The organism is Flavobacteriales bacterium (assembly GCA_020635855.1).
Lineage (GTDB): Bacteria > Bacteroidota > Bacteroidia > JACJYZ01 > JACJYZ01 > JACJYZ01.
This window is the reverse complement of sequence record JACJYZ010000003.1, coordinates 295,729-313,053: the sequence shown is the minus strand read 5'-3', so window position 1 is coordinate 313,053 and position 17,325 is coordinate 295,729. Positions and strand designations below refer to the sequence as shown.

The 17,325-nt window shown below is 50.6% G+C and carries 14 protein-coding genes; 7 read left to right on the top strand and 7 right to left on the bottom strand.

Features of this window, described 5'->3' with window-relative positions; all coding sequences use genetic code 11:
* Window positions 1-24: 24 nt before the first annotated feature.
* From H6585_09640 to H6585_09625, 4 genes are all read right to left on the bottom strand, one after another.
* On the bottom strand, window positions 25-1,491 hold the full coding sequence (locus tag H6585_09640) for a phage tail sheath family protein (protein ID MCB9448592.1): 1,467 nt from the start codon (window positions 1,489-1,491) through the stop codon (window positions 25-27).
* 17 nt (window positions 1,492-1,508) lie between these two features.
* A complete protein-coding gene (locus H6585_09635; protein ID MCB9448591.1) occupies window positions 1,509-3,017 on the bottom strand; it encodes a discoidin domain-containing protein in 1,509 nt (502 codons plus the stop codon).
* Window positions 3,018-3,617 carry a DUF4255 domain-containing protein gene (locus H6585_09630; GenBank protein ID MCB9448590.1) on the bottom strand — a complete coding sequence of 200 codons (600 nt, stop codon included), beginning with the start codon at window positions 3,615-3,617 and terminating at the stop codon, window positions 3,018-3,020.
* Between the two features lie 258 nt (window positions 3,618-3,875).
* Entirely contained in the window at window positions 3,876-5,321 is a 1,446-nt protein-coding gene (locus tag H6585_09625) for a hypothetical protein (GenBank protein MCB9448589.1), read from the bottom strand.
* A 469-nt stretch (window positions 5,322-5,790) separates the two neighbouring features.
* On the opposite strand from H6585_09625, the gene H6585_09620 reads away from it, so the two are divergent.
* The 7 genes from H6585_09620 (at window position 5,791) to H6585_09590 (ending at window position 15,046) form a co-directional block, all read left to right on the top strand.
* Window positions 5,791-6,768, top strand: coding sequence for a 2-dehydropantoate 2-reductase (locus H6585_09620; protein ID MCB9448588.1), 978 nt, complete (start codon window positions 5,791-5,793; stop codon window positions 6,766-6,768).
* Window positions 6,769-6,808: 40 nt separating this feature from the next.
* Complete coding sequence (locus H6585_09615) at window positions 6,809-7,285, top strand: DUF4199 domain-containing protein (protein ID MCB9448587.1); 477 nt, start codon at window positions 6,809-6,811, stop codon at window positions 7,283-7,285.
* Between the two features lie 35 nt (window positions 7,286-7,320).
* Entirely contained in the window at window positions 7,321-8,592 is a 1,272-nt protein-coding gene (locus H6585_09610; GenBank protein MCB9448586.1) for an aminoacetone oxidase family FAD-binding enzyme, read from the top strand.
* A gap of 35 nt (window positions 8,593-8,627) precedes the next feature.
* Window positions 8,628-10,400: a Na+:solute symporter gene (locus tag H6585_09605; protein MCB9448585.1), complete on the top strand. Its 1,773-nt coding sequence runs from the start codon at window positions 8,628-8,630 to the stop codon at window positions 10,398-10,400.
* Between the two features lie 97 nt (window positions 10,401-10,497).
* Window positions 10,498-11,403: a hypothetical protein gene (locus H6585_09600; protein ID MCB9448584.1), complete on the top strand. Its 906-nt coding sequence runs from the start codon at window positions 10,498-10,500 to the stop codon at window positions 11,401-11,403.
* 28 nt (window positions 11,404-11,431) lie between these two features.
* A complete protein-coding gene (locus tag H6585_09595; protein MCB9448583.1) occupies window positions 11,432-11,857 on the top strand; it encodes a hypothetical protein in 426 nt (141 codons plus the stop codon).
* A gap of 93 nt (window positions 11,858-11,950) precedes the next feature.
* Window positions 11,951-15,046 carry an ATP-binding cassette domain-containing protein gene (locus tag H6585_09590; GenBank protein ID MCB9448582.1) on the top strand — a complete coding sequence of 1,032 codons (3,096 nt, stop codon included), beginning with the start codon at window positions 11,951-11,953 and terminating at the stop codon, window positions 15,044-15,046.
* 258 nt (window positions 15,047-15,304) lie between these two features.
* Here the strand turns inward: H6585_09590 and H6585_09585 are convergent, their stop codons facing one another.
* From H6585_09585 to H6585_09575, 3 genes are all read right to left on the bottom strand, one after another.
* The gene (locus H6585_09585) at window positions 15,305-15,685 is read right to left on the bottom strand and encodes a DUF1987 domain-containing protein (GenBank protein ID MCB9448581.1); all 381 of its coding nucleotides are present in this window, start codon (window positions 15,683-15,685) and stop codon (window positions 15,305-15,307) included.
* Between the two features lie 8 nt (window positions 15,686-15,693).
* Window positions 15,694-16,251, bottom strand: a complete 558-nt coding sequence (locus tag H6585_09580; GenBank protein ID MCB9448580.1) for a hypothetical protein — start codon at window positions 16,249-16,251, stop codon at window positions 15,694-15,696.
* A 201-nt stretch (window positions 16,252-16,452) separates the two neighbouring features.
* Window positions 16,453-17,265, bottom strand: coding sequence for a hypothetical protein (locus H6585_09575; GenBank protein ID MCB9448579.1), 813 nt, complete (start codon window positions 17,263-17,265; stop codon window positions 16,453-16,455).
* Window positions 17,266-17,325: the final 60 nt, after the last annotated feature.

Genomic DNA, 17,325 nt, shown 5'->3' with positions numbered 1-17,325 from the left:
TGGATGAATGAATGATCAGGTCGCTCAGGACTCTTGAAGTTTATGTGAGAATTTCAGGATGATGAACTCTGCCGGACGAACAGCTGCCATACCGATCTCGATGTTCATGCGTCCTTCCAGGATATCGAGTGCGGTCATGGTTTCTCCCAGGCCCACCTTCACGAAGAATGCATCTTCGGGTTTGGCACCTGCAAGGGCACCATCGCGCCAGAGCTTCACGAGGAAGTTCTCGATCATGGTTTTCACCTTCAGCCAGGTATTGGCATCGTTGGGTTCGAACACCACGAACTCGGTGGCTTTCTTGGTAGATTCTTCCACGAAGATGTAGAGACGACGTACCGGCACATAACGCCATTCGTTGTCGTTACCCGCCAATGTGCGCGCGCCCCACACCAGCACACCCTTGCCTGCAAAGGTGCGGATGGCATTGATGGATTTACCGCTGGTGGCATCCACGTTCAGGTCTTCCTGTTCATCGGAAGAAACCAGCACGGCGGGTTCTTTCACAGAGCGCAGACTTACGTTTGCGGGTGCTTTCCACACACCGCGGTCGCGGTCTACGCGGGCATAGGTTCCTGCAATGGAACTGCAGGGATAGACTTCAACTTTGATTTTGCGGATCTCGGTCACCAGTTTGCCGTAGGCTTCGGTGGCTGTTTCCCGGATGTCTTCCAAAGAATCCTGGTTGGCAGCGGATGCATCCAGGGTGATGACGGAACCGGCAAAATCCTGTGCAGCGTTGTAGCCGCCATTCACCGTGCGGTTCACTTTGAGTGCCGAAGCATCGTACGCAAAATTGAGTGTGGTTTCGAGCAGCGGGTAATAAGCCGCACCGTACTTCAGGTAGGTGCTGCCCACGTTGTTGTCGCGGAAATCATCGCCGTCTTCCTTCACGGTATTGGCGTTGTCTGCGATCACATCCATGATGGTGAAGCGGTCCTGCAGTTTGTTGCACTGTGCCAGCGCCGCATCGTACAATTCCTTGATATCGGCGTCAACCAGGGTCACTGCCTCAGGAATGGTGATAAGAGTGATCTCATCTTCCATTTCGGCTTTCTCAAGTCCGTCTTTCAATGCAGCTTTACCTGGAGAGCCTGCGCTTGTGCTACCTACGGAAACGATGTAGCACGGGCCGCCCCCGTTGTTGAAATACATCTGCATGTGGTAGTACAACTTATAGCTGCTTTCCGCGGGCAGGGTCACTTCGTACTCGCGAGAGGAGAACAAAAAGGTACCCGGATTATCAACATCTTCCACGGTGGTATCCTTTACCCTCAAGACGAAAGTCTCATTCTTAGGTCCGCCGAACCATTGTTCGAATTCGAGCAAAGAGGTCACACGCGTGGGTACATCTGTGATGTCTTCCCCGTTACGCAGGGCTTGGGCGGTATAGCCGATAAACACGGGAATGGCGGTCGCCACGGGGGCTATCGAGGCCGGAAGGGTGGAGATCTCTTCCACATATACGCCGGGCGTTTTGTATTCAGGCATGGTGCTGGTATTTGGTTTTATACATAGATGTAAATGTTCGATTCTTGTTCATGCTGTCCCGGCACGGCGGCATTGGGTAGATTGGAAATAATCACCGGATCGGTGGCAGCGGTATTTTTGAGTTCCAGGCTCAGCTTGGGGCTCTGGAAAATGGGAATGGGTCGTCGGGAATTGAAGGTGATGCTGTCGAGTCCGTTCAGGTCGGGGTTGCTTTCCAACAGCTTGCCTTTGATGAATTCGTAAACCAGGTAAGGATCTCCCGAGTCACCGCTTTCATCCTGTATTTCCAGTTCGGCATCGGTGAAGTCGAGCTGTCCGGATTTGTTGATCACATGGTATTTCCAGAAGGTTTCCTTGCGGTTGAAGACAAGGCCGTAGTATTCCGGATCGCCGTACATCTCGTCCTGTGCCGACTGGTACAGGAACTCCACAATACCCAACACGGGCTTCACGGCGAACTGGTTATTGAAATAGATTTTCTGACTGCCCAGGGTGGTCACCTCATCGGTGGTTTTCACGGTGAACTGGTACAAACCTTCGGGTTTGTTCTTCAGGAATACGGGGTGGCGGTATACGCCGTCGTTGCCGGGCTTGATGGTGGCCGTGTTGTCATCCGGGCCGGTGAGCATGAATGTGTTGCCAACGGGATCGGTCACCTGAACCACGGTATCCACGAAGCTGTCAACCGTGTAAGCGAACACGAACGATTCGGGTACGATCCGGTCGAGCAGGTCATGCACGACCTGCTCGGGAGCATCCGTATCATGGGAAGCCGAGGCCGGTGTATTTCTGTAATAGATGATTTTGCCCGACGTCCAGGGAACGATGTCGATCTGTGTATCGGCATACACTTCCACTTCTTTAAAACCGAATCCGCTGTTGTCATCGGATTCATCGCATTGCACGCGCACGTAGCGGGCGGGTGCCGCAAGGCCGGTCACATTATGATTGTTGGAATTGTTGTCGGTTTCGTGCAACAGCGACGCCCAGCGACGACCGTCTTCCGAAACCATCAGCTGAAACTCCTTTGCCTTTTTCTTCCATTTAAGCTGGATCTCAACGCAGCGGTACACGGCACCCAGGTCTACCTGCCACCATTGATCGTCTGCGTCGCCGCTTCTCCAGAACGAATTGGCGTTGCCATCCACGGCTTTATCGGCGGTATCGGTTCCGTTCTGCTCGGAAGATGCGGTAGCGGTTTTTCCTTCCGCCTGATTGGTGGCGGGGTTCACCGGCGTTTCCTGTCGCACGTTCAGGTCGGTGACGCTGAGGAAATGCGGGTCTTCGTTGAACAGGCCGAACACAAACAGCTGGTCGCGTCCCATGTTGATCACGGGATCTTGTGTATCGGCCGGACTTTCATACGTGAGTTTGAAACCGGTGGGCCACTTTTTCCAGAGCATCCTTCCGTTGCGGAAAGTCAGTTGTGTATCACTGTGCGGCACCAGCTGGAGCCCGCGGGCATAGCCGTCGGTATAGTAGCTGTGTTGCAGGTCGGCCCTGAACAATGTCCTGTAGACGCCCATTTAGCTTCCGAGTAAGTTGAGTGAAATATCGGAGATCGGAGGGCCCTGTTCCTTGACAGCCGCTTCCTGTACACGCACCACCCGAACCCGGTACAGGACCGAGGGCAGGTACTTCGCCCCTATCACGGTCCACAGGTTATCCTGCTGTTCAAAGCCGTAATAGTAAAGTTCAACGATCAGCTTTTCCAGTTCGCTTGCCGCCATGGTTGGCGTGTTGGCAGGGGTGAACACATGCTTTTGCTGGAAGAAAGTGATGATGTGGGAAAGCTGTTTGAGTCCTTCCGTATATTTTGAACTGGTTGCATCGGTATCGCCATTGGGAAAATTGGCGGTCACCAACACATAGAGATTGAACTTGAGTTCGGGGTTGTAGAAATCGAACTGACCCTTGCTGTTGCGGTGGGCCATCTTCTGGTCTTTGAATACGCGCTCCTCCTCCACCTTCACCAGCGACATCCCGAGTTTGTCCTCGGGAATCGCCCATCCTCCGTTCTCGGTGGCAACGTTCGACAAGACGATTTTGTCTTCCGTTACACCATTCTTCAATGAAAGGTAGGCATTCGCTTCACTCCTAAGCGTAATAAGGGCTTTGTCAATCATGTAATCACCTCCAGAATTGGAAGGCCAAATTACTTGACAAGAGTGTGGGCTTCAAAGTACAACTTGGTCACATCGATGACAGCACTCAACCATGTTCATAAATTTTATTTCCCCTGATATCAACCTTCTTGAAGGCTTGTCGTTTCTTTTCGCTTGACACAATTGTTTTCCACATACTAGCAAAAGTCACAAATTGATAAAGCTTGCGGAATTGGTTCAGAGGGAAACTACTAGGTATTAATCTGCTGAAATGTATGGTCAGTTGCCAAACCACTCCGATGTTGTGATCAATTCAAAACCAAGCGGGTCCCATGTCCACTTCCTGTCTTCACCGGATGCGAGTTTATGCAGATCATCGGTGCTGCTTTTGGTTTTCGGAACACCGTATCCGGCATACCTGATGATGGCGGTCATTCTGCGGGCCATCAACCTGTAGCGGTGTACCCATGGATCGTTTCGGCGTTTGAGCAGTTGCTGGAACGCTTCCAGTTTGATCTGGGCCAGGTCCCATTTGGCCGACCTCATCAGCAGAATGATCTCGACGTGGCGGTATCCTAGATCGGCACCGTAGGTCTTATCGGCAAGCATGCGTGATGCACGTTGCAGAGATTGGGTAGCGCTGTAAAAATCACCGTTGCCGGCATGCCACACCGCCGCATAAAACTCCCAGCGGTGAACAGGAATGCTGGCTATATGCTGTGCCTCCTGAAGTTTGCCTGCAACCAATTCCCATGCCTGACTTCGATACCCGGCAAAGTAAAGTGTGCGAAACAGCAATTCACTCCACGCATGCCCGACCGCATCTTCAGGGTCCATGGCGGTAAGGAGGTGGTGCAGGTGGTTGGTGGCCTCCGGCCACTGATGGCGTTCCATCTGAAGCAATGCCAGGTTCATGTATGCCGATCGCCTTCCGGTTGCAGAGAACTGCTCGGGATATTGCCACACCATGCGTGCTGCTTCCAGGGCCTGATGGTAAGCCAGGTCCAGGTTGCCTTTCAGCCGCTGTGAAGTGATGGAGAAGTTAAGGTACCAGAACCGAAGTTCTTCGGTCGGATGTTCTTCAAACGCCTTCCTCAGATCAAACTCAATCTCACGGATGGTTTGCAAACGATCCGCCAGTTCACCCAGGTTCTCGTAAAAGGCAGCATGGTTGTAGATGGATGACTTGAAATAGATCCTGGCGATCAGCAGATGGGTCAGGCCCCGTACATTTTCCTTTGTGACCTCCCCGAGCAAATTGCTGACCGTCTCACCCGGAAAATATTCACCCAGGAACTCTTCCACCAGGAGTTGCTCGGTGGAAAGCCGATGTTTCCATGCGATCTGTGCAGCTACCTTAAGGTTGCGGAGTCCCTCCTGCATGATGCCTTTTCGGATGAGCACTTCGCTCACCACCATCCGTTTCCTGCAGGCGGTACGGAATGCTTCATGCTCTTCAGCAGCCAGCTCACCCGCATTCATCAACATCACCTCGAGGATGTCTTCCAGCAACCTCGACTTCAGGTGGGAAAATGCCGAATTGGGCGCACTCTTATACAACATGTGCGCCGCCTCCACGTCGGTATGTGCCTTTCCTTTCCGGACGAGTTCAAACAACTCCCACCGACGAAAAACACTTTTATCCTCGCGACTTTTATAATACGCCCGAATCTTAAGTATATCGGCACGATTGAGCGCGCTTATCACCTCCTTTAAACGCTCCATACAATGGCTTAAAACAAATCAGCAAAGTCGTATTGATTGTCGCCGAAAAGAAGTGAAGATCCAAAACACCAAGCCAAAAAAGACCTTTGGCTTACCTTCAATGACACCTCCTTCATTGAGATACGCTAGCTACAAGCAAAAAGAAAAACTCAAATCAGTCCCCTGCCACACCATTCCCTTTCAGGGGACCTAAAGGTAGAAAATTTTCTTATCCCGCCCGGTGCATCAATGCCTCCCGTATCTTCATGCCTGGGTTTCTACGTAGCGGTGGGTATTGGATGTGAGATGTGAGACTTTAGATCTTAGACATTTGATGTGTGACACCAGATATTAGACGAGACCCTAACTTGAGACTTGAGACTTGAGACTTGAAACTTGAGACTTGAAACTTGAAACTTGAGACTCCCGACTTGAGACTCGCCATAGCCTTAGCGAAGGCGGGAGACTCATGATTCCCTAACTTTGTACCATGCCTGAACGCTCATACCGACTGGCCATTTTCGGAACCGGTTCCCTGGCTTCGTTGTTCGCCGTGCGCCTCAAACCGCATGTGCAACTCACCGTGTTCGGCACCTGGGAAGCGCAGATGGATGCCATGCGGAACGGCCTCACGCTGCAAGAAACAAATGGGGAAGAACATACCGCCGCCATCCATTCCGCCTCATGGAACACGTTCAAAGGCGCACCTTTCGACATCATCCTTATCCTTACAAAAGCCCATCAGACCCCGTCTCTGGCTGCTCATGCGAAACGATGGCTGGATCAAAACAGTCCGATCGCACGCGTCGTAACCCTGCAAAACGGAGCCGGAAACATAGAGATACTGGCGGAGGCTGTGGGTCGCGAATATGTGGTTGGCGGATTCACAACCCAAGCCGCCATGATGGTTGAACCTGGATTCGTGCAGAACACCGGCGACGGAAAAATTGTGCTGGAAAAAGACGAGCATACCCCGCGAGCAAGCGAAGAAATTGCAGGTTTGTTGAAGGCCGCCGGGTTTCCGACAGAGGTAACCGGCAACTTCAGTACCCTCTTCTGGCGCAAGCTGATCGTGAATGCCACTGTGAACCCGCTCGGCGCCATTCTGGGTGTACCCAACGGTTTCTTTGTTTCGGATAAAGCTCCGTCGGATGTCATGCGCCATCTTACCGCCGAAGCACTTTCGGTTGGCAGGGCCATGCATGTTGTCCTCCCGGATCCTGCTTCCATGGAACAGGAAATCCATGACATCTGCAGCGCATCTGCAGGCAACCACAACTCGATGTTGCGTGACATCCTGCGTGGCGCAGCAACCGAAAACGAAGCCATATCCGGTTACATCGTGCGGCAGGCAGAACGGCTTGGTATTTCCGTTCCGTACACCCATCATGCATATCAACTGGTCCGACAAGCAGAAAACGGTCAACTACAACCCGGCCCGGGGCACCAACTGCACCCCACCACCTGACACCGATTGCCTATATTGCGGTCCGAAAACACCAAACCAAATGAAATCCTTTGGCCGAATTGAATTCAAGTGGGCGGTGATCTTCTCCGTCTTCTCCATCGCGTGGGTGTTTTTTGAAAAGTCCATGGGATGGCATGACCGGCTTATTGACCGCCACGATTCCATGACCCTGCTTATTGTATTGCCGTCGGCCCTCATCTATGTATTGGCGATGCGCGACAAAAGAAAACGTCATACCGAACGGGAATGGGGATGGTTGTATGCGTTCCGGTCAGGACTCGGACTGACGGGCTTCATCACACTCCTGACCCCCCTGGTGGGTTGGTTCTGTTTGACCTATGTGTCTCCTGATTTTTTTGCCAACATGATTCATTATATGGTGAACGAACAAGGTCAGGACCCGGATGACATGGAACGGTATTTCAACATGTCGGCCTATATCACGATGTTCATGGTGGGCCGGGCCACCCTGGGCATCGCCGGATCCGCGTTGTTGGCGGTATGGGTGAGAAAATAGACGTTAGATGTTAGACCTTAGAAATTAGATTTCGGATGTTAGACTTGCCTGCCCGCCATAGCCCAAGCGAAGGCGGGGGACTTGAGCAGGCAGATGTTGCCATCGTGGGAGGAGGCGCTGCCGGCATCTTTGCAGCCATTTGTTACGCCGAGAAGCAACCCGGGCGCAGCATTTGTGTATTGGAGAAATCGTCCAACCTGTTATCAAAAGTGAAGATCTCCGGTGGCGGTCGCTGCAATGTAACACATGCCTGTTTTGATCCGCATGAATTGGTGCGTTCCTACCCACGAGGACATAAAGAATTGCTGGGTGCATTCCATCGGTTTCAACCGGAAGACACCGTACGATGGTTTGCCCGCAGAAATGTAAAACTCAAAACCGAAGAAGACGGACGCATGTTCCCGGTAACGGATCGTTCGCAAACCATCATCGACTGCTTCGAAACCGAACTCCGCAACCACCAGGTGCACATCCGGTACCGGGCAGACGTAAAAGAGGTCACGCCCACAGGCGATGGTTTCAACCTCCGGCTTGCCGACGGAGTCCACATCCGTTGCCGGCAATTGCTGATCGCGGCAGGTGGCCATCCGACCACGTCATCTTACGACTACATCACGCGACTCGGGCACAGCCTCCATGCACCGGTACCATCCCTGTTCACCTTCAACTTGCCGGGAGACCCCATCCTCGAACTGCAAGGGGTGTCATCCATGGTACATATTGAATTAATGGATGCGCCGTTTACGTCCAGCGGGCCGCTGCTTATCACCCATTGGGGCATGAGCGGACCGGCCGTACTCAAACTGAGCGCATGGGCGGCCCGTTACCTGCATGAAAAAAACTACACGTTTTCATTCCGCATCGACTGGCTCCCGGGCACCGATGCAAAAGAACTGGAAGCATACGTACAAACGCTTTTCCAGCATGCGGGCGGGCGAAATGCCGGGCAGGCGCTCGAACTCGACCTGCCAAAAAAACTCAAGCACCACCTGTTGCTGAAAGCGGGCATCGATCCAGAACGACGATGGGCTGAAATCGGCAAGAAGCAAAAACTGTCGCTTCTGCACCTGCTCAAATCGGACACCTATACATCCAAAGGCAAAACCACCTTTAAACAAGAATTCGTTCAATGCGGCGGCGTTGCCCTGAACGAAATAGACATGACCCGGATGGAAAGCAAGGTTGTACCCGGCCTGTACTTTGCCGGCGAAGTGCTGGACATCGACGCGGTTACGGGCGGCTTCAACTTCCAGGCAGCCTGGACCACCGCCTGGATCGCAGCCGAATCCATGGCATCGGATGCGTGATAACTTTTCGTAGGTTTGCCGCATACCTGCATCCCATGATTTTCACTGCACTCGACTGGATCATCATCGCCGCTTACCTCGCATTCGTCCTTTACATCGGACTCAGATACAAAGGTGAGGCGAGCAAAGACCTCACTTCCTTTTTTCTGGGAGGAAGAAAACTCCCGTGGTACATCGCCGGCATTTCCATGGTGGCCACCACCTTCGCCGCCGACACCCCGCTTTGGGTAGCCGAAAAGGTATCCCAGCATGGCATTTCCGGCAACTGGCTGTGGTGGAACATGCTCACCGGTGGCATGCTCACCGCCTTCTTTTTCAGCCGGCTGTGGAGAAGGGCGGGCGTAGTCACAGAACTGGAGTTTATCGAACTGCGGTATTCCGGGAGGGCTGCCGCCTTGTTGCGCGGTTTCAAATCGGTATACATGGGTGTGTTCCTGAACGGCATCATCATCGGCTGGGTGAACACGGCCATGATCACCATCCTGCATGTTTTCTTTGATATTTCACTTTCGGAAGCTTTCTGGTATACGGGCGGACTGATGCTGCTTGTGGCGGTGTACTCAACCTTATCGGGGCTGATCGGGGTAGCCCTCACGGATGCCATCCAGTTCATGATTGCCATGGGTGGGTGCATTGTACTGGCGTTCGTTGCCCTGAATCAACCGGAAGTGGGTGGACTGCACGGACTCGTGGAAAAACTACCTGCCTGGCGTTTTGATTTCTTTCCCCGGATTCAAACCGATGGCAGCATTGCAGACACCATCGGTACATACAGCATCACACTGGGTGCCTTCCTTACCTTCATGCTGGTGCAATGGTGGGCGAGCTGGTATCCGGGTGCAGAACCTGGCGGAGGCGGATACGTGAGTCAACGCATGATGAGTGCGAAGAACGAGAAACATGCCGTGCTTGCCACGTTGTTCTTTCAGGTGGCCCACTACTGCCTGCGTCCATGGCCGTGGATCATTGTGGGATTATGCGCATTGCTGCTCTACCCTGATCTGCCGGTGGCCGATGCAAGCAAAGGTTTTGTATTCGTAATGAAAGACCTCCTGCCGTCAGGTCTTAAGGGGTTACTGTTTGTTGCATTCCTGTCGGCCTACATGAGTACCATCTCCACACAACTGAACTGGGGAGCCAGCTACCTGACCAACGATCTGTACAGGCGTTTCATTCGCCGTGAAGACTCCTTTGAAAACCAGGAAAAGGCAGATACACACTATGTGAGCATGGCCAGGTACTTCACCCTGTTGCTGGTGTTGCTGGCTTTCGGGATGACGGCGATGATTGACACGATTGACCAGGCGGCCACATTTTTAATCGAATGCGGTGCAGGACTCGGACTGGTTCTGATCCTGAGGTGGTATTGGTGGCGCATCAATGCGTGGAGTGAAGTGACGGCAACCATCGCTCCTTTAGGTGGATGGGTGCTGGCAAACAAGGTGCTTCATCTGGACTCACCACAAAACTTCCTGGTCACCGCAGGTTTCACCACGGTGGCCTGGTTAACGGCTACCTTCCTCACCCAGCCCGAATCCAGGAATCACCTGCAGGCATTCTATGACAGGGTGAGGCCGGGAGGCGCTTGGAAACCCTTTCGAAATGCAACCAATCAACCAGATGGCAACGGATGGGCGTTGTTAGGAAGCTGGCTCACAGCTACCGTTTTCACCTATAGCCTGCTTTTCCTCATCGGAAGTTTGCTTTTCAGGCCATTGGCACAATCATTAACGTATGCTTTCACGGCCTTAATTTCGCTGGCCGTTTTCTTCTGGCTAACCAAATCATCCAAATTGTTTAGCGACTGATTTTCAATGCATATGGCCAACCACAGGCATTATTTTCAAGTTTTGTGAATTCGCGAAATTTTGTTTACTTGCAGCCACTTTATAAAACCCGCATGATATGAATAGCTTCAGGAACCGGGAAGCCTCCATCTTGACTCTCCTAATGCTCGGAACAACAGTTTGTCTGTATACCGGTTGTGTTGACAGTGGAACCAATGAGACCGATGTTGCAGATGAAGAACCTGCGCAGGATCAGTCCACGGTATTCAAAATCGACAATTCCCTGTTCAGCATTCCCTCTCCTTTCCAAACAGCTCTTCTGATCAATAAGATCGAAGCGGGATACAAAAAGGACATCCTGAACAACACGTCCAATCTCACCACGTATTCGACCAATTTCAAGAAAGCCTTGAACCTGGGTGTTTACGGTGCGGATCTTGGCTACATTACGGTTTATGATGTACCCCAGGATGCTATCTCTTACCTGAATTCCGTTCAGAAACTGGCGGATGAACTGGGTGTTTCTTCTGCATTTGACGAAAAGACCATCAAACGTTTTCAGAACAACATCGGCAATCGCGACTCATTGCTTACCCTGATCTCCGTTGCATACAGGGCATCCGATGAATACCTCAAGAACAATGAGCGCAATGATGTGGGTGCACTCGTACTCACAGGCGGTTGGGTTGAAAGTCTCTACTTCTCCCTGAATGTGGCAAAAACAAATCCCCACCAGGAATTGCTGAACCGCATCGGTGACCAGAAGCACACGATCGACAACCTCATCAACCTGCTCAGGCGTTACAACGATCAGGAAGACATCAGCAAGTTGCTTAACAAGCTGATAGATCTGGCCTACGACTTCGATGCGGTTGAAATGCAGTACACCTATGAGAAGCCCGAGGTGAATCGCGACCAAAAAGTTTTACATGTAAAAAGTAAGAGTGCCGCAATTGTTAGCCCTGAACTGTTGACCAAGCTTACGGAAAAGGTCACGTCCTTAAGGGGTGAAATTATCGGATGATATCATTTACAACAAGAAAACAGCGTTCATGAAAAGCATAGCAAAGCGGATTATTTGTGCAACGGGATTCCTCTTTTTGTCCATAGCGGGTTATAGCCAGTGCGATTCCACGGCAACCATTTGCTCGAAACACATATCAAACGGGTTTATCTCGGATGGTCAGATTTACAGGGCTTTGTTGCTCGACAAAGAAGTAGCGGAATTTCATGCCACCTTCTACGGCGGATCCACCTATCGCATTGCAGCATGCACAGGTCTGGAAGGAAAAGACCTGGAGTTCTCCGTTTACGACCCACAACACAATTTGCTTTTCACCAATTCCGAGTTTGAAGATAGCCCCTATTGGGACTTTGTATTCGATTATACTGTTAATTGCACCATCGAAGCCAAGCTTGGGCATAACAACTCAGCAGCCAGTGGATGTGCGGTTATGCTGATCGGATTCAAACAGTAAATCCAATAAGGTTTTGTATCTTCCGGCAAACATGGAGCCTTCTCCTTGTTTGTATGGCCTTTTAAAGGGAACGCAACGTAACCACCCCGGTCCATGAGTGAAAGAATACTGAAAGCCCTGATGCAATTGTTTGCAATCATTGCAAACGTTGAGGGAGGGATTTCCAGCGATCGCCGGAATGTGGTACTGTTGTTCCTGAAACTTCAGTTGAACCAGGAGCAGATTGACGAATACCTGCGGATCTTTGATGAATTCGTAGAGACCCACAGCGCCCTGTTCAAGGGAAAAGACTCCACTGAAAAAAAGAAAAGAACTTCGCTGAACTCAGTGAAGGTGCTTAAGATCTGTACGCAGATCAATGAGGAACTGGCGCAAAAGCAGAAGGTGGTCGTATTGATCCGTCTGCTGGAATTCGTGAACATCGGTGATTCCATCTCCGACCAGGAAATGGAGTTCGTAACCACGGTGGCCGACACCTTCAACATCGACAAAGAAGAGTTCGATCGTTGCCTGCACTTCGTACAAAACAAAGATGTTTACGAAGGTCCATCGGGCAAAATTTTGATTGTTGACAACAAGCAAAACACACCGCACCCCAGCATCAAACACATCTATTCCGAGTTCATTGAAGGCGAACTCCGGGTGATGTTTATCGCAAGTGTGAACATGTACATATTCCGGTACCTGGGAGACGGTGAACTTTACCTCAACGGGCAGGTCATTGACCCCGGTCGTATCTATGTGCTGACCAACGGTTCGTCTATCCGTAGTTCCAAGGTCAACCCCATCTACTACAGCGATATCGTCAGCACCTTCCTGAGCGATGCCCGAAAATCCAAAATCGTTTTCGCCGCCGAGCACATCGAGTACAAGTTCAAGGGCGGAAAAACAGGATTGCATCAACTCAACCTGCACGAAGAAGGTGGTAAACTGGTGGGCATCATGGGGGCAAGCGGCGCCGGTAAGTCGACCCTGCTGAACGTACTGAACGGGAATGAAAGCCCTACATCCGGAACCGTAAAAATCAACGGCACCGATATTCATGTCGACAAGGATCAGATCCAGGGTGTGATCGGTCACATCTCACAAGACGACCTGCTGATTGAAGAATTGACGGTTTTCCAGAACCTCTATTACAACGCCAAGCTCTGTTTCGGAAACCTGAATGAAGCGGAGATCAAAAAGCGGGTACTGGATCTGCTGACCAACATCGGGTTGTATGAAACACGCGACCTGAAAGTGGGAAGCCCGCTCGACAAAACCATCAGCGGCGGGCAGCGGAAACGCCTCAACATCGCTCTGGAATTAATCCGTGAGCCGTCGGTACTGTTCGTGGATGAGCCTACGTCCGGCCTCTCATCCAGGGATTCGGAAAACATCATGGACCTCCTCAAGGAACTCTCGCTGAAAGGCAAGATGATTTTTGTGGTGATCCACCAACCCTCATCCGACATCTTCAAGATGTTCGACAAGTTGCTGATTCTTGATACCGGTGGTTATCCCGTTTACTACGGCAACCCCGTGGACGCTGTAGTGTATTTCAAAACACGCATCCACCACGTCAACAGCAATGAAAGCGAATGCGGCAAGTGCGGTAACGTGAATCCCGAACAGATCTTCAACATCATCGAATCGAAGGTACTGGACGAATATGGCAACCTGACACTGAACCGGAAGGTTTCGCCCAGGGAATGGAATGAATATTACCACGAGCGGAAAGCGTCACAGGCAACCGCACCTGCCAATGACACATCGGAAATACCAAAAAGTATTTTCAGCATCCCTAATAAGATCAAGCAATACATGGTGTTCATCACCCGCGACGTATTGTCTAAACTAACCAACAAGCAATACCTGGCCATCAACCTGCTGGAAGCCCCTTTGCTGGCTTTCATCCTGGCTTTTCTTGTACGCTACTACAAAACAGGTGTAGACAGCGTAGGCTACGTGTTCCGGGAAAATGAGAACCTACCGGCCTATCTCTTCATGGCCGTGGTTGTGGCGCTCTTCATGGGCCTCACCGTGAGCGCCGAGGAAATCATCCGTGACCGGAAGATCCTGAAAAGGGAATCATTCCTGAACCTGAGCCGATCAAGTTACCTGATGTCCAAGGTGAGCATCATGTTTGTTCTATCGGCGATACAAACACTCACGTTTGTCATTATCGGCAACACCATCTTAGAGGTACACGGCCTGGGCATGAACCTGAACTACTGGTGTATCCTTTTCACCACATCGTGCTTCGCCAATATGCTCGGGCTGAACATATCATCGAGTTTCAACTCCGCGGTTACGGTTTATATACTGATCCCTTTCCTGCTAATCCCGCAACTGCTGCTGAGCGGTGTGATCGTAAAGTTCGACAAGCTGCACCCCATCCTGACCACCCAGGACAAAGTACCCGTTGCCGGTGAAGTGATGACCTCCCGCTGGGCCTTTGAAGCACTTGCTGTCACCCAGTACAAAGGCAACAACTTCGAGCATGATTTCTACGGGATCGATAAGATAATGAGCTTTGCCGATTTCCGTAAGAACTATTGGATCCCTTCGCTGCGCGCGAAGATCGACAAATGTATTTTCAACCTGGAGGGAAAGGATAGCACCGCATCCCAGGATCTCAACCGCGACCTGGCCCTGCTGCACTCTGAAATAGATAAGGAATTAGAAATCAATCCTCATGTTGCGTTTGAAGGGGTGAACGGACTGGCACCCGACAAATTCGATGCATCGGTTGCATCCAAAACGAAACAATACCTGGATGCGCTCAACAAATTCTACATCAAAAGGTACAACAAAGCCAGCCAGAAAAAGGACAAGGTGATTTCCAAAATGCAGGCATCCGAAGATGGCCGTGCTGAATTCATCGAAGCCAAAAACGAATACCAGAATGAAAGCCTGACCGACCTGGTGCGAAAAACCAATGACATGGACAAGATCATCGAATGGGAGGGCGAACTGGTGCAACGCGCCGACCCGATTTACCTTGATCCGTTGTTCAACAGCGGGCTGCGTACACATTTCTTTGCACCCAGAAAAAAATTGCTGGGAGCTTATGTAGATACTTTCTGGGTAAACCTGATTGTGATCTGGCTTATGTGCCTCATGCTTTACATCACACTCTACTTCGATGTACTGAAAAAGTGCATGGATTACCTCGGACGCCTGGCCGGTCGGTTGGCGGGGAAGTAGTCAATCATTCTTCATTTCTCGTTTAACATCGGGCGCACGTAGTGGGAATTTTCCCATTGCCGGGTGATCGTTCTTTATGTAGGTAATGGTTTTGAACCACATAAGCACAAAGAACACATAGCCTACATGAATTTCTATTGTGCCCCTATGTGCCTATGTGGTTCAAAGCATTTCAACAGTCCCAGGTTACAGCGCCGAACATAAAAAAATCCCCACCGGTTACCCGGCGGGGATTGGTTCTTTTATCGCTGCGGAGTTTTACTCCTCGATCTCGATGAGCTTGAAGGGGATGCCGATGATGGCCTGGTAGTCTTCACCAGCTTCCTGCATGTCCTCATCATCCTCTTCATAGTACCAGTTTACCACCATGTCGTTTCCGGCCTTATGAATGGCTTCCAGCTTCTTGAATACATCCAGGATGCATTTGGAGGAACTGGTGTTGAAATATTCCAACTGGATATTGACATTGGTTTGTGCTTTGGGTGCGCCCGAATACCCTTCTATCCATTCGATGAGGGGCTTATAGAATTCGATGGCATTTTCAGGAATGGACCGTCCTTTGATTTCCAGGACACCACCTGTAGCATCAAAGTTCACTACGGGAGTTTTGGGGGTACCTTCTATTACAATTGCTTCCATATTTACTTTTATTGCACTATTTTAATATGCAAACTGAAGAATGAATACACATCATCAACGGGTTTGAAAAAATAATCAAGCTTTTGGCCTGTTTTTCGGGCGATATCAATCATTCCCAATCCACCTCCGCCTTTGGAGCTGAATTCTTCATTGTTCAGCACCTCTTTATAATAGTCTTTCAACTCTTCCTTGGACATTGAGTTGATCTTGTCAAGTCTTTCCTTCAATCCCTGAATGCGATCAGTGAGGATGTAGTTACCGGTCATCACGTAGTAGTTCGCATTCTCCCGGCCGATCATGAAAATGGCTGATTTCTTTCCCCTCAATTCTTCTTCCGTCAAACTTGCCTCATCTTCCACATCCAGGTGATGGTAAAGGTTCTGGAGGCACTCGACCAATACATTGAAAACTTTCTTTTTGACCTTGGGCTCCTCGTTGATGTTTTCCAGTTTGTTCTCCATGATCTGAAGAATGGAACCCAACAACTCAGATGTAATTTCCCCCTTAAACGACAGCATGATATTGCTGCGTTGCATCTTGTCGTAGAAATCAAAAATATCAATCATCAGCCGAATTATTTCGATCCTTTGAACGAGCCATACCAAAAGGTCATGCGTTTCTATCGGCCCCGGTCATTCCTTTCGGATTAACAAATATATAAATTTGTTGCTTTGGCAAACACTTTCGGCGCTGATTTTCAAAAAGAAAGCCCCGGTGCAGGATACCGGGGCGTAAATTTCCATTTGATGCGGTATTCACCGGGGGAATCAGGGTAAAAGAATTTGGTAGGATCTCCCTTTGATGGTAACCGTGGCCTTGTTGTCGCAGGTTCCGTCTCCGTAATCAACCTTACGTGTTGCCAGACCTTCAGGCGTGAGTTCAATCACACCCGATGGAATCCATTTGCAGCTGCCGTCGATGTGCACGGGTGTGGTGATGTCCACTGCATATGATGTACCTTTTCTGTTGGTACCGGAAGAGCTACCGGTGATTTCATAGATGTCATCGGTGCGGTCGTCTTTGGTGGCAAAGCCGGAAAGGAATGTAAGTGTGCGGGTCGACTGCCAGGTGATGGTTCCATCGCCAAGTTCAATGCTGGCATCCGATACTTTGTATTGATACACCTGCTGATTGGCTCCTTTGGCGGTTTGATTCACCGCGGTAAGGGTTCCGGTGCATTTGAGGCCGTTCACCGTGTAGTTCACCAGGCGGGCATTTACCGTGCTGCCCTGCTGACTCCAGGGTTTATCAATGGTCAGTTCGATCTGGCCTGTCCGGTACCTTCCGTCGTCACCCAAACAACCCGTACCGAAATCAAGCGTGGCACTGTGAGGCCAGGGATCAAGTGAATCGGATACGGTCACATCCGGACAGAGGTTCGAAGTCTTTTTCGTGCCCGGTTCCCGGATGATCACGTTGTTCATGACGGAATAGATGGTGGAGAATTCGTTTTCGGCGATGCCGTTGTCGGTGGCCGATTGCGTTTCGGTATCATCCCTGTCTTTGGAACAGGCGGAAAACAAAACAAAACCGGCCGTGATTGCTGTGGCCAATGCGATGAGCGAACTGTTTTTTTGCATATCTGGATGGGTTGTAACTTGAACTTGCCGTTAAAAATCAACAATCATGCCAATGGATTA

Excerpts from the sequence above, each read along its gene's own strand:
- H6585_09635 (MCB9448591.1), bottom strand. The coding sequence starts at position 3,017 with ATGGGCGTCTACAGGACATTGTTCAGGGCCGACCTGCAACACAGCTAC.
- H6585_09580 (MCB9448580.1), bottom strand. The coding sequence starts at position 16,251 with ATGATTGATATTTTTGATTTCTACGACAAGATGCAACGCAGCAATATC.
- H6585_09585 (MCB9448581.1), bottom strand. The coding sequence starts at position 15,685 with ATGGAAGCAATTGTAATAGAAGGTACCCCCAAAACTCCCGTAGTGAAC.
- H6585_09600 (MCB9448584.1), top strand. The coding sequence starts at position 10,498 with ATGAATAGCTTCAGGAACCGGGAAGCCTCCATCTTGACTCTCCTAATG.
- H6585_09590 (MCB9448582.1), top strand. The coding sequence starts at position 11,951 with ATGAGTGAAAGAATACTGAAAGCCCTGATGCAATTGTTTGCAATCATT.
- H6585_09595 (MCB9448583.1), top strand. The coding sequence starts at position 11,432 with ATGAAAAGCATAGCAAAGCGGATTATTTGTGCAACGGGATTCCTCTTT.
- H6585_09615 (MCB9448587.1), top strand. The coding sequence starts at position 6,809 with ATGAAATCCTTTGGCCGAATTGAATTCAAGTGGGCGGTGATCTTCTCC.
- H6585_09630 (MCB9448590.1), bottom strand. The coding sequence starts at position 3,617 with ATGATTGACAAAGCCCTTATTACGCTTAGGAGTGAAGCGAATGCCTAC.
- H6585_09575 (MCB9448579.1), bottom strand. The coding sequence starts at position 17,265 with ATGCAAAAAAACAGTTCGCTCATCGCATTGGCCACAGCAATCACGGCC.
- H6585_09625 (MCB9448589.1), bottom strand. The coding sequence starts at position 5,321 with ATGGAGCGTTTAAAGGAGGTGATAAGCGCGCTCAATCGTGCCGATATA.
- H6585_09610 (MCB9448586.1), top strand. The coding sequence starts at position 7,321 with ATGTTAGACTTGCCTGCCCGCCATAGCCCAAGCGAAGGCGGGGGACTT.
- H6585_09620 (MCB9448588.1), top strand. The coding sequence starts at position 5,791 with ATGCCTGAACGCTCATACCGACTGGCCATTTTCGGAACCGGTTCCCTG.
- H6585_09640 (MCB9448592.1), bottom strand. The coding sequence starts at position 1,491 with ATGCCTGAATACAAAACGCCCGGCGTATATGTGGAAGAGATCTCCACC.
- H6585_09605 (MCB9448585.1), top strand. The coding sequence starts at position 8,628 with ATGATTTTCACTGCACTCGACTGGATCATCATCGCCGCTTACCTCGCA.